24 protein-coding genes and 1 pseudogene are annotated in these 24,550 nt (G+C 61.0%); 13 read left to right on the top strand and 12 right to left on the bottom strand.

The genetic code is table 11. The features are described from left to right. Positions 1–218: 218 nt before the first annotated feature. Positions 219–808: pseudogene (locus C3Y91_RS07175) on the top strand (GNAT family N-acetyltransferase). 92 nt (positions 809–900) lie between these two features. Here the strand turns inward: C3Y91_RS07175 and C3Y91_RS07170 are convergent. The 7 genes from C3Y91_RS07170 to C3Y91_RS07130 all read right to left on the bottom strand — a co-directional run bounded on the left by C3Y91_RS07170 (position 901) and on the right by C3Y91_RS07130 (position 10,189). Then, positions 901–1,971, bottom strand: coding sequence for a DUF4037 domain-containing protein (locus C3Y91_RS07170; RefSeq protein ID WP_024322224.1), 1,071 nt, complete (start codon positions 1,969–1,971; stop codon positions 901–903). Positions 1,972–2,311: 340 nt separating this feature from the next. Beyond that, the gene (locus C3Y91_RS07160) at positions 2,312–3,178 is read right to left on the bottom strand and encodes a hypothetical protein (RefSeq protein ID WP_024322225.1); all 867 of its coding nucleotides are present in this window, start codon (positions 3,176–3,178) and stop codon (positions 2,312–2,314) included. A 416-nt stretch (positions 3,179–3,594) separates the two neighbouring features. Beyond that, on the bottom strand, positions 3,595–5,127 hold the full coding sequence (locus tag C3Y91_RS07150; RefSeq protein ID WP_168575200.1) for a YifB family Mg chelatase-like AAA ATPase: 1,533 nt from the start codon (positions 5,125–5,127) through the stop codon (positions 3,595–3,597). A 274-nt stretch (positions 5,128–5,401) separates the two neighbouring features. Continuing rightward, entirely contained in the window at positions 5,402–6,349 is a 948-nt protein-coding gene (gene gshB / locus C3Y91_RS07145; RefSeq protein ID WP_018485287.1) for a glutathione synthase, read from the bottom strand. Between the two features lie 146 nt (positions 6,350–6,495). Further along, entirely contained in the window at positions 6,496–7,518 is a 1,023-nt protein-coding gene (locus C3Y91_RS07140; protein WP_003555988.1) for an ABC transporter permease, read from the bottom strand. Beyond that, positions 7,502–9,022, bottom strand: coding sequence for an ATP-binding cassette domain-containing protein (locus tag C3Y91_RS07135; protein ID WP_168575199.1), 1,521 nt, complete (start codon positions 9,020–9,022; stop codon positions 7,502–7,504). Before C3Y91_RS07135 ends, C3Y91_RS07140 begins: the two co-directional genes overlap by 17 nt. Before the next feature lie 180 nt (positions 9,023–9,202). Then, positions 9,203–10,189, bottom strand: a complete 987-nt coding sequence (locus C3Y91_RS07130) for a sugar ABC transporter substrate-binding protein (protein WP_130665408.1) — start codon at positions 10,187–10,189, stop codon at positions 9,203–9,205. Between the two features lie 335 nt (positions 10,190–10,524). On the opposite strand from C3Y91_RS07130, the gene C3Y91_RS07125 reads away from it, so the two are divergent. After that, complete coding sequence (locus tag C3Y91_RS07125) at positions 10,525–11,547, top strand: LacI family DNA-binding transcriptional regulator (RefSeq protein ID WP_130822926.1); 1,023 nt, start codon at positions 10,525–10,527, stop codon at positions 11,545–11,547. A gap of 25 nt (positions 11,548–11,572) precedes the next feature. Here the strand turns inward: C3Y91_RS07125 and C3Y91_RS07120 are convergent, their stop codons facing one another. The 4 genes from C3Y91_RS07120 to C3Y91_RS07105 all read right to left on the bottom strand — a co-directional run bounded on the left by C3Y91_RS07120 (position 11,573) and on the right by C3Y91_RS07105 (position 13,637). Beyond that, positions 11,573–12,076 carry a cupin domain-containing protein gene (locus tag C3Y91_RS07120; protein WP_018070002.1) on the bottom strand — a complete coding sequence of 168 codons (504 nt, stop codon included), beginning with the start codon at positions 12,074–12,076 and terminating at the stop codon, positions 11,573–11,575. Positions 12,077–12,194: 118 nt separating this feature from the next. Then, positions 12,195–12,563, bottom strand: coding sequence for a YraN family protein (locus C3Y91_RS07115; RefSeq protein WP_168575198.1), 369 nt, complete (start codon positions 12,561–12,563; stop codon positions 12,195–12,197). Further along, the gene (gene rsmI / locus C3Y91_RS07110; protein ID WP_168575197.1) at positions 12,553–13,470 is read right to left on the bottom strand and encodes a 16S rRNA (cytidine(1402)-2'-O)-methyltransferase; all 918 of its coding nucleotides are present in this window, start codon (positions 13,468–13,470) and stop codon (positions 12,553–12,555) included. Before rsmI ends, C3Y91_RS07115 begins: the two co-directional genes overlap by 11 nt. Beyond that, positions 13,467–13,637 (bottom strand): hypothetical protein, encoded by a 171-nt coding sequence (locus C3Y91_RS07105; protein WP_018069999.1) that lies wholly within the window; start codon positions 13,635–13,637, stop codon positions 13,467–13,469. Before C3Y91_RS07105 ends, rsmI begins: the two co-directional genes overlap by 4 nt. A 93-nt stretch (positions 13,638–13,730) precedes the next feature. Between C3Y91_RS07105 and dnaN the strand changes: the two genes are divergently transcribed. The 7 genes from dnaN (at position 13,731) to C3Y91_RS07070 (ending at position 19,216) form a co-directional block, all read left to right on the top strand. Beyond that, the gene (dnaN, locus tag C3Y91_RS07100) at positions 13,731–14,849 is read left to right on the top strand and encodes a DNA polymerase III subunit beta (protein WP_018069998.1); all 1,119 of its coding nucleotides are present in this window, start codon (positions 13,731–13,733) and stop codon (positions 14,847–14,849) included. Positions 14,850–14,903: 54 nt separating this feature from the next. Further along, positions 14,904–15,815, top strand: a complete 912-nt coding sequence (locus C3Y91_RS07095) for a DUF72 domain-containing protein (RefSeq protein WP_168575196.1) — start codon at positions 14,904–14,906, stop codon at positions 15,813–15,815. 95 nt (positions 15,816–15,910) lie between these two features. Beyond that, positions 15,911–16,510 (top strand): phospholipid N-methyltransferase PmtA, encoded by a 600-nt coding sequence (pmtA, locus tag C3Y91_RS07090; protein WP_168575195.1) that lies wholly within the window; start codon positions 15,911–15,913, stop codon positions 16,508–16,510. A 1-nt stretch (position 16,511) separates the two neighbouring features. Then, positions 16,512–17,093: a histidine phosphatase family protein gene (locus C3Y91_RS07085; RefSeq protein WP_168575194.1), complete on the top strand. Its 582-nt coding sequence runs from the start codon at positions 16,512–16,514 to the stop codon at positions 17,091–17,093. 6 nt (positions 17,094–17,099) lie between these two features. Next, a complete protein-coding gene (gene pyrF, locus C3Y91_RS07080; RefSeq protein ID WP_168575193.1) occupies positions 17,100–17,807 on the top strand; it encodes an orotidine-5'-phosphate decarboxylase in 708 nt (235 codons plus the stop codon). Between the two features lie 27 nt (positions 17,808–17,834). Then, positions 17,835–18,122, top strand: coding sequence for a DUF1330 domain-containing protein (locus tag C3Y91_RS07075; protein WP_017990037.1), 288 nt, complete (start codon positions 17,835–17,837; stop codon positions 18,120–18,122). A 113-nt stretch (positions 18,123–18,235) separates the two neighbouring features. Next, positions 18,236–19,216, top strand: coding sequence for a complex I NDUFA9 subunit family protein (locus tag C3Y91_RS07070; protein ID WP_024322235.1), 981 nt, complete (start codon positions 18,236–18,238; stop codon positions 19,214–19,216). 681 nt (positions 19,217–19,897) lie between these two features. Here C3Y91_RS07070 and C3Y91_RS07065 read toward each other — a convergent pair. Next, positions 19,898–20,695, bottom strand: a complete 798-nt coding sequence (locus C3Y91_RS07065) for an undecaprenyl-diphosphate phosphatase (protein ID WP_164567419.1) — start codon at positions 20,693–20,695, stop codon at positions 19,898–19,900. Between the two features lie 232 nt (positions 20,696–20,927). Here C3Y91_RS07065 and C3Y91_RS07060 point away from each other — a divergent pair, with 232 nt between their 5' ends. The 4 genes from C3Y91_RS07060 to C3Y91_RS07040 all read left to right on the top strand — a co-directional run bounded on the left by C3Y91_RS07060 (position 20,928) and on the right by C3Y91_RS07040 (position 24,431). Further along, positions 20,928–21,620, top strand: a complete 693-nt coding sequence (locus tag C3Y91_RS07060) for a glutathione S-transferase family protein (protein WP_003544722.1) — start codon at positions 20,928–20,930, stop codon at positions 21,618–21,620. A 12-nt stretch (positions 21,621–21,632) separates the two neighbouring features. Continuing rightward, the gene (gene queG / locus C3Y91_RS07055) at positions 21,633–22,790 is read left to right on the top strand and encodes a tRNA epoxyqueuosine(34) reductase QueG (protein WP_168575192.1); all 1,158 of its coding nucleotides are present in this window, start codon (positions 21,633–21,635) and stop codon (positions 22,788–22,790) included. Further along, positions 22,790–23,662: an SDR family oxidoreductase gene (locus C3Y91_RS07050; protein WP_168575191.1), complete on the top strand. Its 873-nt coding sequence runs from the start codon at positions 22,790–22,792 to the stop codon at positions 23,660–23,662. Before queG ends, C3Y91_RS07050 begins: the two co-directional genes overlap by 1 nt. Before the next feature lie 406 nt (positions 23,663–24,068). Then, positions 24,069–24,431 (top strand): septal ring lytic transglycosylase RlpA family protein, encoded by a 363-nt coding sequence (locus C3Y91_RS07040; RefSeq protein ID WP_011650128.1) that lies wholly within the window; start codon positions 24,069–24,071, stop codon positions 24,429–24,431. Positions 24,432–24,550 lie beyond the last annotated feature (119 nt).

Genomic DNA, 24,550 nt, shown 5'->3' with positions numbered 1-24,550 from the left:
CACTTTCCCGGCTCTCATCTTCGCAGAATATCGGGGCGCTTCGGCGCCCCTTCTTGTTACGCCGCAGCCGTCAGCGGCGGTAGATCGACGGCAGCCTTGTCGCCAACGTCGACTTTCGTGCCGAATTACGCGCCAGCCAAGGGCATTGGTATTGCCGGGCCAAAAGCAAGATGCATAAGTTTTGAAATATGAATTCCCCCGGCGCGGAGGTCACCCTTATGGCTTTAGAAGCAATCACATTATCTGGCCGGCACGTTGAGCTTGTTCCATTGGCGCACGAGCATCACGACGGACTTGCTAAGCCGTGCAAGACGGGAACCTCTGGCAGCTATGGTACACGGGCGTTCCTGCACCTGAAGCTATGTCAGCCCACATTGATCGGTGTCTAGGCCTTCAGGCGACAGGCGTGATGCTGCCCTTTGTGGTATTTGATAGAGCTAGCGAGAGCGTGGTGGGAATGACCACCTACATGAATATCGACCCTGCAGGGCCGCGTGTCGAAATAGGAAGCACCTGGTATGCCAAACGCGCTCAGCAGACTCCGCTGAACACTGAAGCCAAGCTGCTGTTGCTATCGCACGCATTTGACAGCCTCGGCTGCCTGGCTGTCGAATTTCGTACACACTTCCTCAACCATCAGAGCCGACGCGCAATTGAGCGCCTTGGGGCGAAGCTAGACGGAATTTTGCGCCAGCATATGCGCATGCGTGACGGTACCCTTCGCGATACTTGTGTCTACAGCATCATTCCATCTGAATGGCCTGCAGTGCGCTCCAATCTCGAGTGGCAACTTGAAAAGCCTCGCTGATACATGGTCCCAGTGCGTCAACAGTCGACATCGGCGTTGGTTTCGGCCGGCATCGGCGGAAGCGGAGTTGAGACTGGCTGCAACCATGCGCGTCAGCCTAGCAGTGCGGTGATCATCCGTTGTGACCCAGACGGATCCTCGAGCACGGGGGTTAGATCGCTCACCTGGTCCAGGGCGCCGACGACCGGAAGTTCTTTGATCAAGGGGTCCCGTATCCCCTTGAGGGTTGCCTCGATCAGGTGGTCGGCATTGATCGTCGCGAAGGGGCGTTCGAAGTATGGGCCAATGACCGGCTCGACCTTGCCGCCGATGCCGTCCGCCAGTTGGCGACGTGCCAGCGCAAGATAGGCCGAAGCAAGTGCCTCTCCGCGCTGCTGCCATTCTTCGGCCAGCAAGGCCCGCTGCAACAGCGGTAAGAGGGTTTCGGCCAGCGGCAGTTTTCCGAACGCACTGCCAAACCACTTCGCGTACGGCGCATAGCGGCGGTCGAGCAGGAAACCCATCCGCATGATGTCACGCACGAGCCGGCTCGCAACCACGCGGGACCCCAGATCGTCGCCGACCTGTCCTGCTCGGCCAACAAAGGCCTGCTCCTCGGCAATACGCCGCCACTGACAGGCGATTTTGTACAGCCACACGTCGTCAGGGAAATAGGCCAGTGCCGTTCGGGCGCGTGTCAGCCGTTTGTCGTCATCGTGGAAAACGGCACCTCCCGTGAAGGCGAGCAGCCGCTGTTCGGCGAAACCCAGCCACTGCAAGGGAGCAAGGTTATCGACGGACCGAACGGCCAGAAGCCGTTCCAGCGTAGCCTCAAAGGTGTGGAATTCGAGTCCATGCTCAATGGCGCCTGCCGCCTCCGGGCCATTTGCAGGAGGATGTGGGCGGCTCCGCCACCCAATAGGTTCACCAAGGTAATTGGTGAGCGCCACCTTGGTGAACTCGACGACCAACCGTCGGGCATAGTCGTTGAATCTATCTGCGTCCAAGAAGACGTGGACCCGAGGCCCCCAGTTGTGATCCCTGGAAACCTCGTCGTCTAAACCAAGCAGCTCCGATCCAAATCCAATCAAGGCCGCTGAATGTGGGAGTTCCGGTGCAACACTGGTCAACCAGGGCCTGACAACGTCCGCGTAGAAGCGACGCGACAACTCAATCCCCTGCATGACCTCTCCTCCGTTCAGGCCGCACATAATCCTTTGCGGACACTGCGAAGTCCAGCATCAAGACCGGCGGGCTCAAGGATGACTCTGCAGTTATCTTCACAGGATATCGGGCCGCTCGGTGCGCCCTCTTCCTACGCCGCCGCCGTCAGCCTTTCGCCGGCGATGCGGTAGGAGATGGCTTCGGCGAGATGGGCGGCCGACGCGGCGCGCAACGTCGACGCTGGTTTCAGCTGCCATCGGCCGGATCAGATCGGCGGCGGAGACGGCAGGTACGTCAATGCGAATATACCTTCCCGACCGAAAATGTCGAAGGTGTCTTGCCATAACGTGACGGCTACAGCTACCCCGCAACTTCGTTTGCTTTGCGGACCCGCGCGTCGATTTCAATCTTCATCTTCCCCCACGCCGTGCTGTTTTCGAAATAGGCTTTCAGCTTTTCCCAATCATCAAGGCGAGCGACCACGATCTTAGGGTCAAGCGGCTGGCGGGGAGCGATCCGATGTTCGAATAACTCACCAACGAGAAGGTTCTGCATGTCGATTTGAAAGTCGTACATGAAACCACCGAAGCTATCGATCGCCTTGATGAGCGCGTCGGTCGCGACTTTGAGAGTTTGAATAGTGGCGTCGTCTGGCATGGTCCAAGGAAAGAGCGATCCCTGCTCAGGGCTATTCGGGATCTCTGCTGGCATGAAGCGAATGACCAGACTGCGGTATGGGTCAAACGCAATTTCCGCATCGTGCAGAGCGACATTGAACGCCAAGCGGTACATCTCAAGGCCGGGATGAATAACGCCCCACCGCTCCGCCAAGCTAATCAAGGCTATCACCGCCTTACTGAAATGTGCCTGCTTCTCGAACAAGCTCAGTGCCCTGGCCTTCGGCAAGCCCCAACTTAGACCCGCTCGTGCCATCTCCCTATAGAGCGTCAGGTCGATCACAAAGCCACTAGCGTAGGAAGAATAGGACACTTCCGCATCACCTGCTTCACGACAAAGGCCGACAATCTCTTCGTACACGCGCATCTTCAGTTTAAGCGCCTCGGTATGCCTGAGTTGTACGGTGGCACGTCTCGCCTGCTTAGCATTCTGCGAAATGACAACCAGAGCAGCTAAGGTGGCTGCGATAATTGTTGCAATGGCGCCGATAAAAGGTGTCAGCGAGACCCATGGAACTATGTGCCACAAATTGGAAAGGTAGTCAGCCATAAGCCCCCGCTTCATGCTACATGACCAAGTAATGGTTGGAGACTGCACGAATACAACCCCGTTCAAATATTTCCGGCGGAAATTTCTTCTACTGCATGATCAGGGTAGCTCCCTCGCGCAGCCCCCGTGTACACCCCTGGCACGCCTACGGTCTAATAGGTTGTCGTCTAGCAGCCAGCAGCCGAATAGCCCACCGCCTAGCATGCACCGCACTAAGATCACGTGTCGCGGAATCGGTGTCTGCCTATCTTGAGCAGAGACTACAGATCACCCTGGAAACCAAAGGCAACAGCAGATCGGTAGGCGCCAGATTGACCGTCACCCGCTTGGCCGGCAGCGCCAGGCCGGAGGCGTGGAGGGCCACACGCACGCGTTCTCAGTTTCCGGCAACCGTGCTGTCAAGTAGTCCTTTCTTCTCACGCCGCAGCCGTCAGCCTCTCGCCGGCGATGCGATAGGAGATGGCTTCGGCGAGATGGATGCGGCCGACCGTTGGCTTGCCGTCGAGATCGGCCAGCGTGCGGGCGACCTTGAGTATGCGGTGGTAACCGCGGGCGGAGAATTTCATTTTTTCGGCGGCGTCGCGCAGCAGCTGCAGGCCGCTGGCGTCGGGCTCGGCCAGTTTCTCGATCATCGCGGTGGAGCAGCGGGCATTGGTGCCGATGCCCTTTGCGCCGGTGCTGTCGAAGCGCTCCTGCTGGATCTCGCGGGCGCGGGCGACGCGGCGGGCGACGTCGGCACTGGTTTCGGCCGCCATCGGCCTGATCAGATCGGCGGCGGAGACGGCCGGCACATCGATGCGGATATCGATGCGGTCCATCAGCGGGCCGGAGATGCGGGCCTGGTAATCACTCATGCAGCGCGGGCCGCGGGCGCAGGTATGGCCAGGCTCTCCCGCCATGCCGCAGCGGCAGGGGTTCATCGCCGCGATCAGCTGGAATTTGGCCGGATAGGAAACGCGGTGATTGGCGCGGGCAATGACGCATTCGCCGCCTTCGAGCGGCTGGCGCAGCGCATCGAGCGCCTGCGGCGTGAATTCGGGAAACTCGTCGAGAAAGAGCACGCCGTGATGGGCAAGCGAGGCTTCGCCCGGACGGGCGCGCAGGCCACCGCCGACGAGGGCTGCCATGGTGGCGGAATGATGCGGGGTACGGAAGGGCCTTCGATCGGAAAGCTTGCCGCCGGAGAGCTGGCCGGCGATCGAATGAACCATCGACACTTCCAGCAGCTCGGCGGCCGAAAGTGGCGGGAGGATCGATGGCAGCCTGGCCGCCAGCATCGACTTGCCGGAGCCCGGAGGACCGACCATCAGAAGATTATGGCCGCCGGCCGCGGCCACTTCGAGCGCCCGCTTGGCGCTTTCCTGGCCCTTGATCTCGGCAAGATCCGGCAGGTTTGCGGCATTGGCGCGGATCGACGCCTCCGGCCTGGACAGGACCTGCGTGCCGCGGAAATGATTGGCAAGGGCAATCAGGCTGCGGGGTGCGAGGATATCGACATCCGCGCCCGCCCAGGCGGCTTCGGCGCCGCTTTCGGCCGGGCAGATCAGCCCCTTGCCGAGCGCATTGGCGCCGATCGCAGCCGGCAGCGCGCCTGATATGGCGGCGATCGTTCCGTCGAGATTGAGCTCGCCGACGACGACAAAATCCGACAGCGCATCGGCGGGAATGGCGCCGAGGGCAGCCATCAGGGCAAGGGCGATCGGCAGATCGAAATGCGAGCCTTCTTTCGGGAGATCAGCCGGCGCCAGATTGACGGTCACCCGCTTTGCCGGCAGCGCCAGGCCGGAGGCGTGGAGGGCCGCCTGCACGCGCTCGCGGCTTTCGGCCACCGCCTTGTCGGGCAGGCCGACGATCTGCATGCCGACCTTGCCGGGAGCGACCATGACCTGGACCTCGACCGGCACACCTTCGATGCCCTGAAATGCCACCGTACTGACACGCGCGACCATAAGCCCATCCCTTGTCCCGCAAACTCTACCATACCGCCGCCCTCCGACCCTTGAAGCGCGTCGCATCGATGCGACGCGCTTCAAGTCTTTATTTTATGCATGTCGTGTTCCCAAAACCGCTTCGCACTTTTGGGCGACAGGCATTAAGGCTAGCGGTTGCAATCTGGCATGGAAGACGGAATAAAACAAGAACAATCAAAGAACGCAATCATGTATCCGCTGTGACCATGGTTGTGCTCGGTCGCAGGACCAGAACGGTCTTGGGCCGCCTGGCTCAGCCGCGCTTGCGCTCGATCGCATCCCAAAGCAGGGCTGCTATATCGGCGCCGCCGAACTTCTTCACCTCGCGGATGCCTGTGGGCGAGGTGACGTTGATCTCGGTCATGTAATCGCCGATCACGTCGATGCCGACGAGCAGGAAGCCGCGCTCCCTCAGCGCCGGGCCGATGCGGGCGCAGATTTCACTTTCGCGCGCCGTCAGCTCGGTCGCCTCGGCGCGGCCGCCGACATGCATGTTGGAGCGGCTGTCGTGTTCGGCAGGCACGCGGTTGATGGCGCCGGCGAATTCGCCGTCGACCAGGATGATGCGTTTGTCGCCCTTGCGCACGTCAGGCAGATATTGCTGAGCGATGAAGGGCTCGCGGAAAAGCTGGCCGAACATTTCGAGCAGCGAAGAGAGGTTGCGGTCGTCGCGGGTCGAATGGAAGACGCCAGCGCCGCCATTGCCGTAGAGGGGCTTCAGGATGATGTCGCCCATCTCGTCGCGGAAGCGGCGGATCTCGGCGGCATCCTTGGTGATCAGCGTCTTCGGCATCAGGTCGGAGAATTCGGTGACGAAGATCTTCTCCGGCGAATTGCGCACCCAAGCCGGATCGTTGACGACGAGCGTCTTCGGGTGGATGCGCTCGAGCAGATGCGTCGAGGTGATGTAGGCCATGTCGAAGGGCGGATCCTGGCGCAGCAGCACGACGTCCATGGTCGAGAGATCAACGCGCTCCGGCGCGCCAAGCTCGTAGTGATCGCCCTTGACGTCGCGCAGCACCATCGGCTCGACGCTGGCATAGAGCTTGCCGTCGCGAAAGCTCAGGCGGTCGGGGGTATAATGGAACAGCTTGTAGCCGCGCGCCTGTGCTTCCAGGCTCATGGCGAAGGTGGAATCGCCTGCGATATTGATGCCTTCGACATGGTCCATCTGGACCGCTACATTGGTGATCTTGGCCATTTCCATCCCTCGCTGAATGCCGGACAGATGTAGGTCGGCCGGATTTCAAACGCAACGGCCAATCAAGGGCTTCCGGCACTGGAGCATTTTTGTTTTTGCGCAACTCCGGACGCAAAACCGCTGCACAGTTTTGCTGGAATTGCCTTTCACCGCGTTTCGAGTTTCCGCATCAACCGGCCGCGATAGCTGTCGAGAATAACGGCGAGCACGATGACGGCGCCGATGACGATCGGCTTGATATTGTCGTCGGCGCCCAAGAGCTGCAATCCCGTCGACAGCACCTGCAGAATGCAGGCGCCGACCAGCGTGCCGACAATCGAGCCTTTGCCGCCCGAAAGGCTGGTTCCGCCGATAATAACGGCGGCGATCGCATTCAACTCGTAGCCGATGCCCGCAACCGGGCTGCCGACATTGAGACGGAGCAGATAGACCATGGCCGCAATGCCGGCCGTCAGCCCTGAGATCGTGAAGACGGCGATCTTATACCGTTTCGGCTCATGCCCCGACAGCCGCACAGCCTCTTCATTGGTGCCGATCGCGAAGACGAAGCGCCCGAAGACGGTGTAGCGCAGCACGAACCAGCCGATGAGGACGACGACGATCGCAATCAGAAAGATCGAGGGAAATATGCCCCAGAAGATCAGGTTGCCGAAATCGACGAAAGGCTGCGGCAGGCCGGTGATCGTGGAATTGTCGCTGACCACGCGCGCCAGGCCGCTGGCGACGTTCAGCATGCCAAGGGTGACAATGAAGGAAGGAAGCTTCCACTTCTCGCAAATCCAGCCGTTGACAGCGCCAAGGATGGCACCCGTGCCCATCGACGCAAGACATGCGAGAACAATCGCCTGCCATGGCGAGAACGCCGGATTGATCATGATCGTCGCACCGATCACCGTGCAAAGGGCAAGCAGCGACCCGACCGAGAGATCGATGCCGCCAACGAGGATGACGAAGGTCATGCCCGCAGCAAGCACGGTGTTGATGGCAATCTGCACGAAGATCTTCAGAAAATTCTCCGGCGTTGCGAAATACGGCGCCGTCGCCGAGAAAAACGCCAGGATCAGAATGAGGGCAATGGCGACGCCCGCCTCCTTCAGCGAGATCCGGACAAGCTTGTCCCAGACGCTCACCTCTTTCGCCTCGGTCTGTTTTTCAATGTTGGCGGACACGACTGTACTCCTTGTAGGCGAGCGAAAGGATCCTGCTCTCGTCAAATTGTTCCCGAACTATTTCGCCCGATATCTTGCCGTCGGAGAATACGATGATGCGATGGCAAATGCCCATGAGCTCCGGCAGATCCGACGATACAACCAGAACGCCTTTTCCTTCGGCGGCAAACTTCCACAGAAGCTCATAAATCTCGGCCTTTGCACCGACGTCGATTCCACGGGTCGGCTCATCGAAAATCAGCACTTTTGGACCGCGGAACAGCCATTTTGCAATGACGACTTTTTGCTGGTTGCCGCCGGAAAAGGTCCTGACCGCCTGATGGATGGACGGGGTCTTGATGCGCAGTTCACGCACGAGGCGCTGCGAATGATCGTCCTGCGCCCGTCGCATGATCAAGCCGTTGCGGGAGATCTTGCCGAGATCGGTTATGGTGGCATTTTCAGCGCAGCTCATGTCGAGCATCAAGCCCTGCATCTTGCGGTCTTCGGTTGCAAGGCAGAGCCCGGCAGCAACGGCATCCCTAGGCGAATTTATCTCAACCAGATCGCCATTCACGCGAATTTCGCCGGCCGCTTTGGCATCGGCGCCGAATATGGCGCGAACCGCCTCCGTCCGGCCGCTGCCGACAAGACCGGCAATACCGACGATTTCCCCCTTTGCCACGGAAAATGACAGTTCCGGGCTATTGCGCGTCACCTTCAGGCCGGAAACACCGAGCGCCTCGCCGGACACGGTGCTGTCGCTGCGAAAAATGCCATGATCCGAAAGCTTGCGCCCGACCATGAGTTCGACGATGTCAGGAATAGCAAGTCCGGACAGCGGTCGTGTGATCACATGCTGGCCGTCGCGCAGCACCGTCACATCGTCGCCGACGTCAAAGATCTCTTCCAGCCTGTGAGAGATGTAAAGCGTGGTCACGCCCCGCCGCTTCAGCCGCTTCAGAATATCGAAGAGGCGATCGACCTCCTTGGAGGTCAGGGTTGCCGTCGGTTCGTCGAGAACGAGAAGCTTGCTTTCGTAGCAAAGCGCCTTGGCGATCTCGGCCAGTTGAAGCTGAGCGACGCTGAGGCGGCTCGCCAGTGTGGTCGGAGCCACGTCGAGGCCGACCTCTTCCAGGAGTTCCGCCGCTCTGCTGTTCATCGCCTTATAGTTCACCAGGCCGTAGCGGCGCGGCAGATGCTCGAACAGCAGGTTTTCCGCCACCGTGAGGTTGGAAAGCGGGTGCAGCTCCTGGTGAATGACACGGATGCCCGCCTTGAAGGCCTCCAATGGCGAGGCCGGATGGTATTGCTTGCCGTCAAACAGGATGTGACCGTCATCCGGCCTGAAGACACCGCCGAGCAGATTGATCAGGGTCGACTTTCCAGCACCGTTCTCGCCGAGAAGAACGTGCCCCTTGCCGCGGCCGATCCGCATGGAGACATCCTTGAGCGCCACGACGCCCGGGAAGCGTTTGCCGATCCCTTCCAGCCTCAAAATGTCGTCATTTGCTGCGTCTGACACGTCGACCTCATACACGCTCTGTTCGAACTCCGCGCAGCGCGCATCCTAGGGCTCGGAAGCGAGCCTCATCCGGAGCGAATAACGCGTCGATCGGTTGGTAGCGGTTAGCGCCGGCCAACAGCCGGCGCTTCCTGTAGGGTACCGCGCGTCTTGTCAGACACGCGATGCGGGCGATCTCGACTATTTGAGATCCGCTGCGGTGACCAGCTTGATGTCGGTCTTGACCCAGCCGGTGAATGTCTCGCCGGCAAGTTCACGCATGCCATACTGGATGCCGAGGACTGCCATCTGCGCGCCATACTGTTCGACGGTGGCAAGCATCTTGCCATCCTTGATCAGAGGCTGAACCGGCGGAATGTTATCGAAGCCGACAACCTTGATCTTGCCGCTCTGACCGGCCGCATCGAGCGCCTTGACAACGCCGAGGGCCATGGAGTCGTTGGCTGCCATCACGCCCTGAATATCCTTATACTTCGTCAGGAAATTCGTCATGACGGTATTGGCTTCTTCCGTCTCCCAATGGGCCGTCTTGCTGTCGAGAAGCTCGAGCTTGCCAGACTTGACGGAGTCCATGAAGCCTTCCTTGCGCTCCTTGGCATTATCGGCCTCGGGGTTACCCTCGAGGATGACAACCTTGGCGCCGGGTCCCAGATCCTTGGCGAGCGCATCGCCCGCAAGCTTCGCCCCGCCCTTATTGTCAGGACCGAAGAACGCGAGATCGATACCGGCTTTCTTCTTCGCATCGGCATCGAGCGGCACGTCGATGTTGATGACCTTGACGCCAGCCTTGACTGCCTTTGCCAGAGGGGTTGCCATTGCCTTTGAATCGGCCGGCGCGACAACGATGATATCGTATTTCTGCGTGACGAAGTTTTCGACGGCATCGACCTGCGCGGCGAAGTCACGCTCATCCTTCATGCCGACGGCCTTGAAGTCGAACTTGTCCTTGTTTTCGGCCGCATATTTGTCGGCTCCTGCCTTCATTTGCTTGAAGAACTCATTGGACAAGGACTTCATGATCAGGCCGACCTTCGGCTTGCCGGCCGCAAAGGCGGGCGACACGCCACAGGACAGCGCAAGCACCAAGGTGCCGGCAAGTCCAAGCTTCAATGCCGCACGGCGCGGCGCATTGATCAAGACGGATTCACGCTTCATAAAATTGGACATTTTTTCCTCCCGAACGGCCCTGGGCTCAGCTCCACCTGAGTTGCCCGCGGCAATGAACCGTTTCCAACGACATCTGGGTAGCACGCCTTTAAAAATTGTCAAGCAGTGGAAATCGGCCCAAGCATCCGCTTTTGCCGCCTCCTTCGATCCATATCAACGCGGATATGATGAACCGTTTCCATTGAGCGTCGGCCCACGCTCGTGCTATGGAGACTGGCGGTTAAAATTGAGATGCAGCCCTTTGACGAGGGCGGTAAAGACCATTAGCTGGAAGCGTCGATCAGGCGCCCGTCGGTGTCTTCCGAAGGCGTAGAGAAAGGGCCACTGTTTCCGTTATGTCAAAGGTCGGGATTCGAGAGGTTGCCAAGCTTGCGGGAGTTTCCACCGGGACCGTTTCGCGGGTTTTGAATGATCATCCCTCCGTGACGAAGGAATTGCGGGCGCGCGTCACAGCGATCATCAAAGACCTCGGCTATACGCCCGACGCGTCGGCGAGAAGCATGCGCGGCAAGGTCAGCCGGCTCATCGGCATCGTCATTCCGGATCTGACCAATCCGTTCTTCGCGGAACTTGTCCAATCGGCGGAACAAGCGGCGGCAAATCACGGCTATAATATCATCGTCATGACGTCGTTTGATCATGCGGCCAAGGAGGCCGACCGCATCAAACAGCTGACAAGCCGAAAGGTCGACGGCATCATGCTGGTTCCCAGCAATGATTTCCATACACTCAAGCTGCCGAAGGGATTGCCGATCGTCGTCGTCGACCGCCTTATGCCGGGATATTCCGGCATAGCCGCCGATCACCGCAATGGGGTTCGGCTTGGCGTCGAGCATCTTTTGAAGCTCGGCCATCGCCGCATCGGCTTCATTTCGGGGCCCGGGCACTCCGTCCCCGCCAACGATCGCCTCAGGGGCTATCTCGATGCAATCGAGCAGGCGGGGGAGCAGGCGGACGACAGCACGCCGATGGCGGGACCACCGCTGATCGCCGAAGCGGCTTTCGACTATGAAAGCGGCCGTTCCGCGGGAAATTATCTTCTGGCCCGCGCGCGCAACGAGCGTCCGACGGCGATCTTTGCAAGTTCGGACCAGCAGGCCATCGGCTGCATGCGGGCAGCGCATGATCTGGGAATCCCGATACCTGCAGCCCTTTCGATCCTCGGCTTCGACGGCATCCCGCTCGCAAGCATGACAACGCCACGCCTGACGACAGTGAAACAGCCGATTCAAGACATAGCCGCAGCGGCGGTGGCCGTTCTGTTGAACAAGCAAACCGCGCCCGACCTCGACAATCCGATCCTATTCGCCTGCGAGATCTTGAAGGGCGAAACAACCGCCCCGCCTCAGCCCGATTAGCGTATAGGCGCGAACATCGAAGTCGTCAGGCGGCGATGCCCTGGTTGCCGCTGTTGCGCAGCATGTTGCGGAGACGGTAGGCGATCGCCAAGGGCTTCGGGAAGGGTTTTCGCAGGAAGGCGACCTTGCGGACGTAATTGTCGACCCGCCAGCTCGCCCAGGTTCCGCCTGCAAAAAAAGCGACGTCGCCGGCACGCAGGGTTCGTTCCGTGCCGTCCTCGGCAGTGATATGGACCTCGCCTTCGAGGATCATCACCGTCTCGTCCCAGCCGAAGCGCCAGCGGAATTCGCCCGCCGTGCAGTCCCAGATCGCCGTTAGCGATGCTTCGTCATGACCGCGCGAATGTTCGGCGGTGCGAGCCTGCGGATTGCCGCTGACGATCCAGTCCGGATTGATCGGCGTCGGCTTCAATGGCAGCAGGTCGCTCGCATGCGCCACGAAGGATTTTCCGGCCGGCTTCGCCACGACATAAGGCGCGGAGCGCGCGGCCATGGCGACCGCACTTGCAAGCATCAGCTTCCAGGCCATGAAACAATCCCCAATTGTTATCCCTACCGAGATTTGACGTAGCAGAGAGTCGTAAGAACCTGGTTCACGCGGGGACTAAAAGTTTAACGATCCGGAAATCCAATGGGTCGAAAGGGGGTCAGAAGGCATCAATAAAGTGCCGCGGCAGCCGGCCGGGCATGATCGCCACGATATCATAGCGTTGGGAAAGGCGGGCCTGATACGCCTGGCGGGCGAGCCAGAGATCGCTTGCCGCCCGTATGCGCTTCTGCGCGGCGACAGAGACGGCATCGACCGCCGCGGCCTCGCCACGGCGGGCCTTGACCTCGACGAAGACGGCGAGATCGCCCTTGCGGGCAATAATATCAATCTCGCCGAGCCGGGTGCGGTGGCGCAGCGCCAGGATGCGGTAGCCCTTCAGCATCAGGAAGGCGGCCGCGATATATTCCGACATGCGGCCCCGGCGCAGCGCCTTCCTCCTGATGGCGGTGAGATCGCTATCGCCCATCGGCGTTCTTGATCTCCAGCAGGCGCTGGTAGAGCACCTTGCGCGGCAGGCCGGTGAGGCGGGCGGCCTCGGTCGCAGCGCCGGCCGTCGGCATCGACTTCGACAGGTCGGCCAGCATGGCTTCGACATCGGCCTCATCCGTCTCGACCGGCTCCGGCGGACCGATCACGAGGACGATCTCGCCCTTGACGTTTTCCACCTGCTGATAATGCGCCGCAAGGTCGGCAAGCGTGCCGCGGCGGAACTCCTCATAGGTCTTGGTCAGCTCGCGGCAGACAGAGGCGGGCCGGGTGGCTCCGAGCACATCGGCAGCGGCCAGAAGCGTTGCGCCGATGCGATGCGGCGATTCAAAGAAGATCAGCGTCGCGGGTGCCGCGGCAAGTTCGCTGAGACGGTCGCGGCGGGCCTTGTCCTTGGCCGGCAGGAAACCGGCGAAAAGGAAGGCATCGTTCGGCAGGCCGGAGCCGACAAGGGCTGCGAGCGGCGCGGAGGCGCCGGGAATGGGAATGACGCGGTAACCTGCCGCTATCGCCTGCTGAGCCAGCCGATAACCGGGATCGGAGACCAGCGGCGTGCCGGCATCGGAAACCAGCGCCACCGAGCGCCCGGCTTCGAGCGCCTGCAGCAGCCTTGGACCGGCCTCGTCGGCATTGTGCTCGTGATAGGCGAAGGGGCGGTTCTGGATGCCGTAGCGGTCGAGCAGCACGCGGGTGACGCGCGTATCCTCGCAGGCAAGCACATCGGCGCCGGCCAGCGTTTCCAGCGCCCGCAGGGTGATGTCGCCGAGATTGCCGATGGGGGTGGCGACGAGATAGAGCGCCGGCTCCAGCGGCCGCGCCGGCACCGTTGCATTGTGCAGGCGGAAGCTTCGCCGGCTGGCGGCGTCCGCTGTCGTTTCCTCATTCATGCCATTTGCTTTCGTCCCGCCGGCTCTTGGCCGGCATCGAAGCCTTTATGGGCGAGCCGCACCGCTTCGGCAAGGGTTCGGATTTCTGTGAGCATTGCTCTGGAAAACGGCAAATGCAGGGGCGCGAGCGTCCATGCCTCTTGCAAAGCAATGCTGAAGTCTGCCATTTTGCCCGTCCACTCCCCCGGCCTCAAGCCGGGACAGCATTCTTCGGGTGCTCGACGCGCCCGGACAGTCACGGTCGAAAGCGGTAGCATCCCATGCGTATTACTATTGAGCGGTCAAACCTGTTGAAATCGCTGAACCACGTCCACCGCGTGGTCGAACGTCGCAACACGATCCCGATCCTGTCCAACGTATTGCTCAAGGCCGACGGCCAGAAGCTCGACATGAAGGCGACCGACCTCGATCTTGAGATTACCGAGGCGACACCGGCAAGCGTCGAACAGCCCGGCGCCACCACCGTTCCCGCGCATCTTCTCTACGACATCGTGCGCAAGCTTCCCGACGGCTCGGAAGTGCTGCTTGCCACCAGCACCGATGGCGGCGCGATGACCGTACAGTCCGGCCGCTCGAAATTCTCGCTGCAGTGCCTGCCGGAATCGGACTTCCCTGACCTCACAGCCGGCACCTTCACGCATTCCTTCAAGCTGAAGGCGACCGATCTGAAAATGCTGATCGACCGCACCCAGTTCGCGATCTCGACGGAGGAGACGCGTTATTATCTCAACGGCATCTTCTTCCACACGATCGAGAGCAATGGCGAGCTGAAACTCAGGGCGGTTGCCACCGACGGCCACAGGCTGGCGCGCGCCGATGTCGATGCGCCCTCCGGTTCCGAGGGCATGCCCGGCATCATCATTCCGCGCAAGACGGTCGGCGAGTTGCAGAAGCTGGTCGACAATCCCGAAACGTTGGTGACCGTCGAGGTCTCCGACGCCAAGATCCGGCTGACGATCGGCTCGATCGTCATGACGTCGAAACTGATCGACGGCACCTTCCCGGATTATCAGCGCGTCATCCCCACCGGCAACGACAAGGAAATGCGCGTCGACTGCACGACCTTCGCACAGGCCGTCGACCGCGTCTCGACCATCTCCTCCGAGCGCGGACGCGCCGTCAAGCTGGCGCTTTCCGAGGGGCAGCTGATGCTGACCGTCAACAATCCCGATTCCGGCAGTGCGACTGAGGAAGTCGCCGTCGGCTACGACACCGATGCGATGGAAATCGGCTTCAACGCCAAATACCTGCTCGACATCACCGCCCAGCTTTCCGGCGAGGAGGCGATCTTCCTGCTTGCCGATGCCGGCTCGCCGACACTGATCCGCGACACGGCCGGCGACGATGCGCTCTACGTGCTGATGCCGATGCGCGTCTGAGGGGAACGAAGGCGACCGCTTGCCGTTTTTCCTCCTGTCAAAACGGAGGATCCCATGACCAAAAAGGCGGGAACGGTGCGCATCGGTATATCCGGCTGGACCTATGCGCCCTGGCGCGGCCAATTCTACCCAAAGGACCTGCCGCAGAAGCAGGAGCTTTCCTTCGCCGCCCGGCACTTCCGGTCGATCGAGATCAACGGCACCTTCTACGGATTGCAGCGGCCCGAAAGCTTCGGCCGCTGGCGCGATGAGACGCCGAATGATTTCGTCTTCGCGGTCAAGGGACCGCGCTTCATCACCCATATGCTGCGGCTGCAGAATATCCAGATGGCGCTCGCCAATTTCCTCGCCTCGGGCCTGCTGCGGCTTGGCCCCAAGCTCGGGCCGATCCTCTGGCAATTGCCGCCGAACATGGCCTTCGACCCATCCCTTTTCGAAAGTTTTTTGTCGCTGCTGCCGCATGACCGCGACGCGGCGATAGCGCTTGCGAAGCAGCACGACTGGCATATCAAGGGACCGGCCTGGCTTAAAAGCGACGGGCACCAGCCGATCCGTCATGCGCTCGAAATCCGCCACGAGAGCTTCCGCTCACCTATCTTCATCGACATGCTGAGGCGTCACAAGGTCGCTCTCGTCTGCGCCGATACGGTGAAATGGCCGCTGCTGATGGATATCACCGCCGATTTCGTCTATTGCCGCCTGCATGGCTCCGAAAAGCTCTATGTCAGCGGCTACGAGGACGAAGCCCTCGATATATGGGCGCAACGCATCCGCGTCTGGGCCACGGGCGGAGAACCTGAGAATGCGACGCGGGTGCTGGCGCCCGTAGCGGCGCGCAGCAAGGGCCGAGACGTCTATCTCTACTTCGACAATACCGACGTGAAGCTGCGCGCGCCTGTCGACGCCGATCACCTGGCCGAAAGGCTTGCCGATCTCATGCCGGGTTCAGCGTCGAAAGCCGCATGAGCTGTTGATGTCGATGTCCTTGTTGCGAAAATCCTTGTCCCTTAAGCGACAAGCGGCATATTAAGGCATTCGATCAACATGCGGATGGGTGGAGAATGAGCTTACGGGTCAAGGTGAAGGAACGGTTCGGGAAGAGGTTCGACGACGAGATCCGCTTCTTCCGGGGCATGATGCAGGGGCCGAAGACGGTGGGCTCGATCGTGCCGACCTCCTCGATCACGGCGAAGCGCATGGCAAGCGTCGTCGATATCCATTCCGGGCTGCCGGTGCTTGAACTCGGACCGGGCACGGGCGCCATCACCAAGGCCATTCTCGGCCGCGGCGTCCGTCCGGAAAATCTCGTCGCAATCGAATATTCGACGGATTTTCATAAGCATCTGCAGCGGACCTATCCCGGCGTGCACTTCATCAACGGCGATGCCTTCGATCTTCAGGCCACCCTTAGCAATTTCAGCGGTCTCACCTTCGATTCCGTCGTCTCGGGCATTCCGCTTCTGAATTTCCCAATGGCGAAGCGCATCTCGCTGCTCGAAAGCCTACTCGATCGACTGCCGGCCGGCCGGCCGATGGTGCAGATTTCCTATGGCGCGATCTCGCCGATCGCCGCCAATCCCGACCGCTACCATATCCAGCATTTCGACTTCGTCATGCGCAACATTCCGCCGGCGCAGCTCTGGATCTATAAGCGCGGCTAAGATGTTCGGGCTCTATATCACCCATCCGCAAGTCAGGATCGATCCGAACGTGCCCGTGCCGAAATGGGGGCTTTCCGATATCGGTGCGGCGCGCGCCCGCAAAGCGGCAGAGAGCGGCTGGGCCAGGCAATTGCGGCGCATCGTCTCCAGCGACGAGACGAAGGCGATCGAAACGGCCGAAATCCTGGCGGAAGCTTCCGGCGTGCCCGTCGAGGTCGTGCGCGCCATGCACGAGAACGACCGCTCGGCCACCGGCTTCCTGCCGCCGCCGCAATTCGAAGAAGCCGCCAACTGGTTCTTTGCCCATCCGGAGCAGAGCTTCAAAGGCTGGGAGCGCGCCGTCGATGCGCAGGCCCGCATCGTCGAGGCTGTGACCACCGTTCTTGCGACGCATGATGCGGCGGCGCCGATCGCCTTTGTCGGCCATGGCGGTGTCGGCACGCTGCTCAAATGCCATCTGGCGGGCAGGCCGATCGGCCGCGACCGCGACCAGCCGGACGGCGGCGGCAATCTCTATGCTTTCGGCCTTGCAGATCGGCGCCTAACATGCGACTGGACGCCCATCGAAGACTGGCAGGGATGACTTCAGATGGACGCACGCGAGCGGTTGATCGTCGGCCTGGATGTTCCAACGATCGACGAGGCGGAAAGACTGGTTTCCGCGCTCGACGACGACATTCTCTTCTATAAGATCGGCTATCAGCTGGTCTTTGCCGGCGGCCTGGAATTCGCCCGCGATCTTGCCGCAAGCGGCAAGAAGATCTTTCTCGACATGAAACTGCTCGACATCGACAACACCGTCGCCTCCGGCGTCGAGAACATCGCCAAGATGGGCATGTCGATGCTGACGCTGCATGCCTATCCGAAAGCAATGAAGGCGGCGGTCGAGGCAGCGGCCGGCTCCGGCCTCTGTCTGCTCGGCGTGACCGTGCTGACCTCGATGGATGCCGGTGACCTTGCCGAGGCCGGCTACAGCCAGGATCCGCACAGCCTGGTACTGCGCCGCGCCGAACAGGCGCGCGCGGCCGGCATGGGCGGTATCGTCTGCTCGGCGGAGGAGGCGGCTGCGGTGCGCGAGATCGTCGGACCCGACATGGCGATCGTCACCCCCGGCATTCGCCCAACCGGCAGCGACAAGGGCGACCAGAAGCGGGTGATGACGCCTTTCGACGCGCTGAAGGCGGGAGCGACGCATCTCGTTGTCGGCCGGCCTGTCGTCAAGGCGCCGGATCCCCGAGATGCCGCCCGCGCGATCCTCAGCGAGATGGTGACGGCACTCTGGCCGGCAAACCGCTGACAGGGTTCACTGTAAAGGGAGAAGGCCATGGCCAAAGGATACTGGATCGCCCGCGTCGACGTTCGCGATGCCGAGCGCTACAAGGATTATGTGACGGCGGCCAAGCCGGCCTTCGAAAAATATGGCGCGAATTTCCTGGCGCGCGGCGGCGCCTTTACCGAGCTCGAGGGCAAGGCGCGCGTGCGCAATGTGGTGATCGAATTCCCCTCGATGCAGCATGCGGTCGACTGCTATAATTCGCCGGAATACCAGATCGCCGCGAAAATCCGCCAGGAAGTCGCGGATGCGGAAATGGTCGTCGTCGAGGGCGTCTAGAGCGCGGTCACATCCTAAAAAACTGACGGCGTGATGGGCCTTCCCGTCACGCCGGGATTCGGCTAAGACGAGAGCCAATCAAGCATCCCGCAAAGCCTTTCGAGGAGCCTGCCATGACCCTTGCCAACCTGCCGCCGCTCGTCACCGTGTTCGGAGGGTCCGGTTTCGTGGGCAGGCACGTGGTTCGGGCGCTGGCCAAACGCGGCTACAACATCCGCGTCGCCGTGCGCCGTCCCGATCTCGCCGGCTTCCTGCAGCCGCTCGGCAATGTCGGCCAGATTTCCTTCGTCCAGGCGAACCTGCGCTATCGCAGCTCTATCGACCGCGCCGTCGACGGTGCGAGCCACGTCGTCAACTGCGTCGGCATTCTGCACGAGACCGGCCGCAACACCTTCGACGCCGTGCAGGAATTCGGCGGCCGCGCGGTTGCCGAAGCGGCGCGCGGCGCAGGTGCGACGCTGACCCATATTTCGGCGATCGGCGCCGACGCGAAATCCGATTCGGACTATGGCCGCACCAAGGGCCGCGCCGAAACGGCCATCCTCTCGGTCAAGCCCGATGCGGTGATCTTCCGTCCGTCGATCGTCTTCGGACCGGAAGACAGCTTCTTCAACAAGTTCGCCGAGATGGCGCGCATGTCGCCGATCCTGCCGCTTGTCGGCGGCGGCAAGACGAAATTCCAGCCTGTCTATGTCGAGGATGTCGCCGAGGCCGTCGCCCGCGCCGTCGACGGCAAGGTCGCCGGCGGCAAGGTCTACGAACTTGGCGGGCCCGAGGTGCTGAGCTTCCGCGAATGTCTCGAGACGATGCTGAAGGTAACGTGCCGCAAGAACCCGCTGGTATCCCTGCCCTTTGGCATCGCTTCAATGATCGGCAGCATCGCCTCGATGATCCCCTTCATAACGCCGCCGATCACGCCGGATCAGGTGCGCCTGCTGAAGCGCGACAACATCGTCTCCAGGGAAGCCGAGGCGGAAGGCCGCACGCTGAAGGGCCTCGGCATTGCGCCCACCATGGTGGCATCGGTGCTCGGCTCCTATCTCGTGCACTATCGTCCGCACGGCCAATACACCGGCACCGGCAAGGCCGCCTGACCATCTTTTCCAGACGATAAGACTTGGCCGTCTGCGGATGCCGCGGGCGGCCTTTTGACGTTGCCGTGTCCCGCAAAGCCCGGCGCAAGTTTGAAGTGTTCTGGTGCTCGGCATATTCAGCAGCGTTGCATAAAAGACGCATCGGAAATTTTGTGGAATTAACGCCAAATTTAGCAGGAACGTTTATTGCTATTTGCCATTCCACTGACTACCAAACCCGCGCGTCTTCCAACGGACTCAACGCCTGCGGTCGCGTGCGGCAATCACTGTGAAAGGCATTTCTCGATGGGCAAGTCAATCGCGCTCCTGTTTGCGTGTGCGGCGCTGGTTATCCTTGCAGGCTCTTTCGTTGCGCCCGGTTCGGTCGCGGCGGTAAAGGGCGATTGCTCGCCGGCCTACGGCGTCGATCCTTGCTCTACGGCTTCGATCATCCATTGACGAAAAGCCCGGCGCCTGCGCCGGCATCCTGCTTCAAGCAAGCAGTCGATCGGAACGCCTGAACAGGGCGCTCCACAATGAACGTTCCGTCTCGCCAGCATCAAAAGGGCGACGGGAGCGTATCCCTCAATGACTAACTGAACGATCGGCGCCTGGCCGGTAATCGGGTGTCTGTTTGTGCGGTCCGCCGGGGCATTTGCATTCGCGCCGTGAGTTGCGCGAATGCAATGCGGGACGGATGTCTCAGGCAATCAAACCGGTCGCGGCCATGCCGAGCAGCAAGACACCGAGAATGATGCGGTAGATGGCAAACAGCGTAAACCGGTTGCTCCTGATATAGGCAAGCAGCCATTTGACGGCGATGAAGGCGACGATCGTGGAGACGACGAAGGCGATGGCGAGCGCCGTCCAGTCTTCGCCCGCCGCTCCGCCATCCTTGAACGTCTTCAGCAATTCATAGCCGCTTGCGGCATACATTGTGGGGATGCCGACGAGAAAGGCGAATTCGGTCGCCGCAGCGCGGTTGCCCGTGCCTGCCAGCATGGCGACGAAGATCGTGGCGCCGGAGCGCGACGTTCCCGGGAAGACGCCGGCGACGATCTGGGCGATGCCGACCAGGATGGCGACAAGCCAGGTGATCTCTTTATGGGGCGGCCTGCGGGCGGCGGCCCACTCGGCAAAAATCATCCAGATACCGCCGATGATGAGCGCCCAGGCAATCGGCGTCGCGGTCTCCGGCAGTTCAAAGCCGAGCTTCTTGACGACCAGTCCGAGAATGGCGGTGATAAGGAATGCGACGATCAGCTTGGCGGCATAATCGCGGTTGACGGGGTCGCGCCAGCCAAGCACCAGATCCAGCAGACGACGCCAGTAAATGATGGTGACGGCGAGGATGGCGCCCGCCTGAATAACGATGTTGAACATGTCCGATCGATGTCCGAGCCATTGCTCGGCAATGATCAGGTGGCCGGTGCTCGAGATCGGCAGGAACTCGGTGATCCCCTCTATGACACCGAGAATTGCAGCATTTATATAATCCATACATTGTCTCCGGTTTAAAGTTCGGTCGGGCCTGAGCGCTTGGGCCGATCAGGCTGCCGCTTCCATTCGTTCGTTAGACCGTGTTTCGCCATTATCAGATGGCCTGAAAAATCCGATTCGCTTGTATTGGCGGGGCCAAACTCCTATAGCTTCAACCAATGAGTCATGACTAGGGCGCTATAATCGAGCTGCCACACAGTCCTGTAACAGCAATCACAAAGCCCGAGTATCGATGCCCACGCTTTATCATCATCCCATGTCATCCGCATCTCGCTTCGTCCGGCTGATCCTGGCGGAATACGGCTATCAGGCGGATCTGATCGAGGAGCAGACATGGGAGAAGCGCCGGGATTTCCTGGCGCTCAATCCGGCCGGCACGCTGCCGGTCTATGTCGACGACAGCATGCGCGCGCTCTGCGGCGCGAGCGTCATTTCCGAATATCTGGACGAGACGCACGGCGTCTTGAAACGCGACCGGCGGCTGCTCGCCGAAGACCCTTTCCAGCGGGCGGAAATCCGCCGGCTGACCGAATGGTTCATGCAGAAGATGGAAAACGATGTGACCAAGCCGCTCGCCCGCGAGCGTGTCTATAAGTTGCAGATGACCGCCGATCAGGGCGGCGGAGCGCCGGATTCCAAGGTTTTGCGCACGGCCCGCGCGAATATCCGCCAGCATATGCGCTATCTCACCTGGCTTGCCGGCTCGCGTCAGTGGCTGGCGGGCGAGCGGATGAGCTATGCCGACCTTGCCGCCGCGGCCTCGATCTCGATCCTCGATTATCTCGGCGAGATCGAGTGGGCGGATTCGCCGGTCGTCAAGGACTGGTACCAGCGGCTGAAGTCGCGTCCGTCCTTCCGGCCGATGCTGACCGAGCGCGTGCGCGGCCTGACACCGGTTTCACACTATGCCGATCTGGATTTCTGACGAGGGCTCTTCATGCCCGAACCTGACAATGACGACAAAGAGCGCCGCCGCCGCGACAATTTGACCGAGTTCGTTCGGGCGGAATCTGCCGCCAAGGGCTTCGATCTCTGTCGCATCACGCGCCCGGACGCGATCCCGCAAGCGAAAGAGCGTCTCGGCCAGTTCATTGATGCCGGGCGCCACGGGACGATGGACTGGATGGCGGAGACGCGCGACCGGCGCGGCGATCCGCGCACACTCTGGAGCGAGGTGCGCTCCGTTGTTGTCTTCGGCCTGAATTACGCTCCGGAAGAAGATCCCCTCGCTATCCTCAACAAGCCGGACAAGGCAGCGATTTCGGTCTATGCCCGCAACCGCGACTATCACGACGTCATCAAGGGCCGGCTGAAGGAAATCGCCACGCGCTTTGCAGCGCGGGCTGGCGCCGATGTGAAGGTCTTCGTCGATACGGCGCCGGTGATGGAAAAGCCCTTGGCGGCGGCAGCCGGACTTGGCTGGCAGGGCAAACACACCAATCTCGTCAGCCGCCTTCATGGCTCCTGGCTGTTCCTCGGTACGATGTTCACCACCGCCGATCTCGTGATCGATGCAGCCGGGAGCGATCATTGCGGCTCCTGCCGCGCCTGTCTCGACATCTGTCCGACGGCTGCCTTTCCCGCGCCCTATCAGATCGACGCGCGGCGCTGCATCTCCTATCTCACCATCGAGCACAAGGGGCCGATAGACACCGATTTGCGCGTGCTGATCGGCAATCGCATTTATGGCTGCGACGACTGTCTTGCCGCATGTCCCTGGAACAAGTTCGCAAGCTCCGCCTCCGAGATGAAGCTCCAGGCGCGGGAAGATCTGAAGGAGCCGTCGATCGCCTTTCTGCTGACGCTTGACGACGCCGCCTTCCGGGCCTTCTTCAGCGGCTCGCCGGTGAAGCGGATCGGCCGCGACCGTTTCGTCCGCAACGTGCTGATCGCCGCCGGCAATTCCGGCGACAAGGCGCTCATTGGGCCATGTCGCGAGCTTTCGGACGATCCCTCGCCCGTGGTGCGCGGCATGGCGATCTGGGCGCTTTCGCGGCTGATGGAGGCTGGCGAATTTGCGGCCTTTGCCGCACAAAGGGCAGACGAGAGAGATGACGACGTCCTGAACGAATGGCGATTGGCGGGAGTGGGCTGATGCATGTGATGATCTTTGGCTGCGGTTATTCCGGCACGGCAATCGCCAAGGCCTTTGCCGGCGACGACGTGCGGGTTTCCGGCACCACGCGCTCGCCTGACAAAGTGGAAGCGCTCCGCCGGAACGGCATCGAAGCTTTCCTTTTCGACGGCGAGAGCATGGAAGCGGGGCTGCGGCGGGCGTTGACTGGTGTAACGCATCTGGTCCAGTCGATCGCCCCTGGAAAGGCCGACCCGCTGCTGCGGCTGCTTGATAAAGACGGCGCACGCCTGGTTCCGAAGCTCGAATGGATCGGTTATCTCTCCACCGTCGGCGTCTATGGCGATCACCAGGGCGCCTGGGTAAGTGAGGAAACGCCGTGCGTGCCGGTTTCCGGACGGTCCACCGAGCGGCTCGAGGCGGAAGAGGGTTGGCTGGCGATGGGCCGGGAGCGCGGCGTGCCGGCGGCGGTGCTGCGCCTTTCCGGCATCTATGGGCCGGGCCGCAACGCCTTCTGCAATCTGGACAAGGGCACGGCGCGACGACTGATCAAGAAGGACCAGGTGTTCAACCGCATCCGCGTCGAAGATATCGGTGCGGCGACACGCTTCCTGTCGGAGCGCGGCCTCGGCGGCATCTATAATGTCACCGACGACCGGCCCGGCCCGCCGCAGGATGTGATCGTCGAGGCAGCCCGTCTGATGGGCGTCGAACCGCCGCCGGAGCAGGCGTTCGAGACCGCCGAACTGACGCCGATGGCGCGCACCTTTTACGGCGAGAACAAACGGGTTTCGAATGCGAAGCTCAAGGCCGCCGGCTTCGCATTCTCCTTCCCGAACTATCCCATGTCGATTGCGCAATTGTGGCAGGATGGACGCTGGCGTGGGGAGTAGAACTCAGTCCTGTTTGCGACGGATACGCTCACCCAAAATGAGTAGGAAATTCCTACTTTCCCGCTTTGGCCGGACAATTTTCGCCGCATCTTATGGTTAACGGCCTTTGAATTTGCCCAAATGTGGCAGTAAATATGGCGAAATCGGAAAAATATTTTCGCGCTTTTCGTGAACGCCATGGCGTTAACTATCCCTTCGGAAAATTCGTTCGGATTTTAACTGATTTTATTAGGTTTTTTCCACGCTTTGGCGCGGCGAGCATTGCTGGAATCCCGACATCACGCTCACGCATGTTACTGATTGTAATATTCCGTGAACAGCAGCGGCACTTTTTCGCCACTTTTTCACAGATTTAAGCCCCGCCGCCTGCAAGGGCGTGAGTTCAATAGTTGAGGGATACTCTGTTTTGAAGAACATACGTCGTTCTATTATCGCCGCTGTAACTATTGCAGCCTGTTCTTCCATGCTTCCGGCGGAAGGTTTTGCTGGCAATGGTTGTGGCGGTGCTTCATGGTACGCACTTCGCTCCAAAACTGCTTCCGGGGAACGTATGAACCCTGCCATCTTGACTGCCGCACATCGTTCGCTTGCTTTCGGCACCAAGGTGAAGGTCACCAACCGCAACAATGGCCGCACCGTCGTCGTTCGTATCAACGATCGTGGTCCGTTCATCCGTGGTCGTGTAATCGACCTGTCGCGCGCCGCCGCGCAGAATATCGGCATGGTGAGCTCCGGCACTGCGAAGGTCTGCTACCAAGTCGTCAGCTGAGGCCGCCACTGACTGCGCCGGAAGCGGCGCTTGCTCTTGCCGTCAATCGCGGTTACCACCCGGTTGAGACATGTGAACAACGACTGCGTGACACTCGCGTTTGCGCTGATCGTTCACAC

It is taken from the genome of Rhizobium ruizarguesonis, from assembly GCF_012349115.1.
GTDB lineage: Bacteria > Pseudomonadota > Alphaproteobacteria > Rhizobiales > Rhizobiaceae > Rhizobium > Rhizobium ruizarguesonis.
The sequence above is the reverse complement of the archived record's forward strand: the minus strand, read 5'-3'. Positions and strand labels throughout refer to the sequence as shown.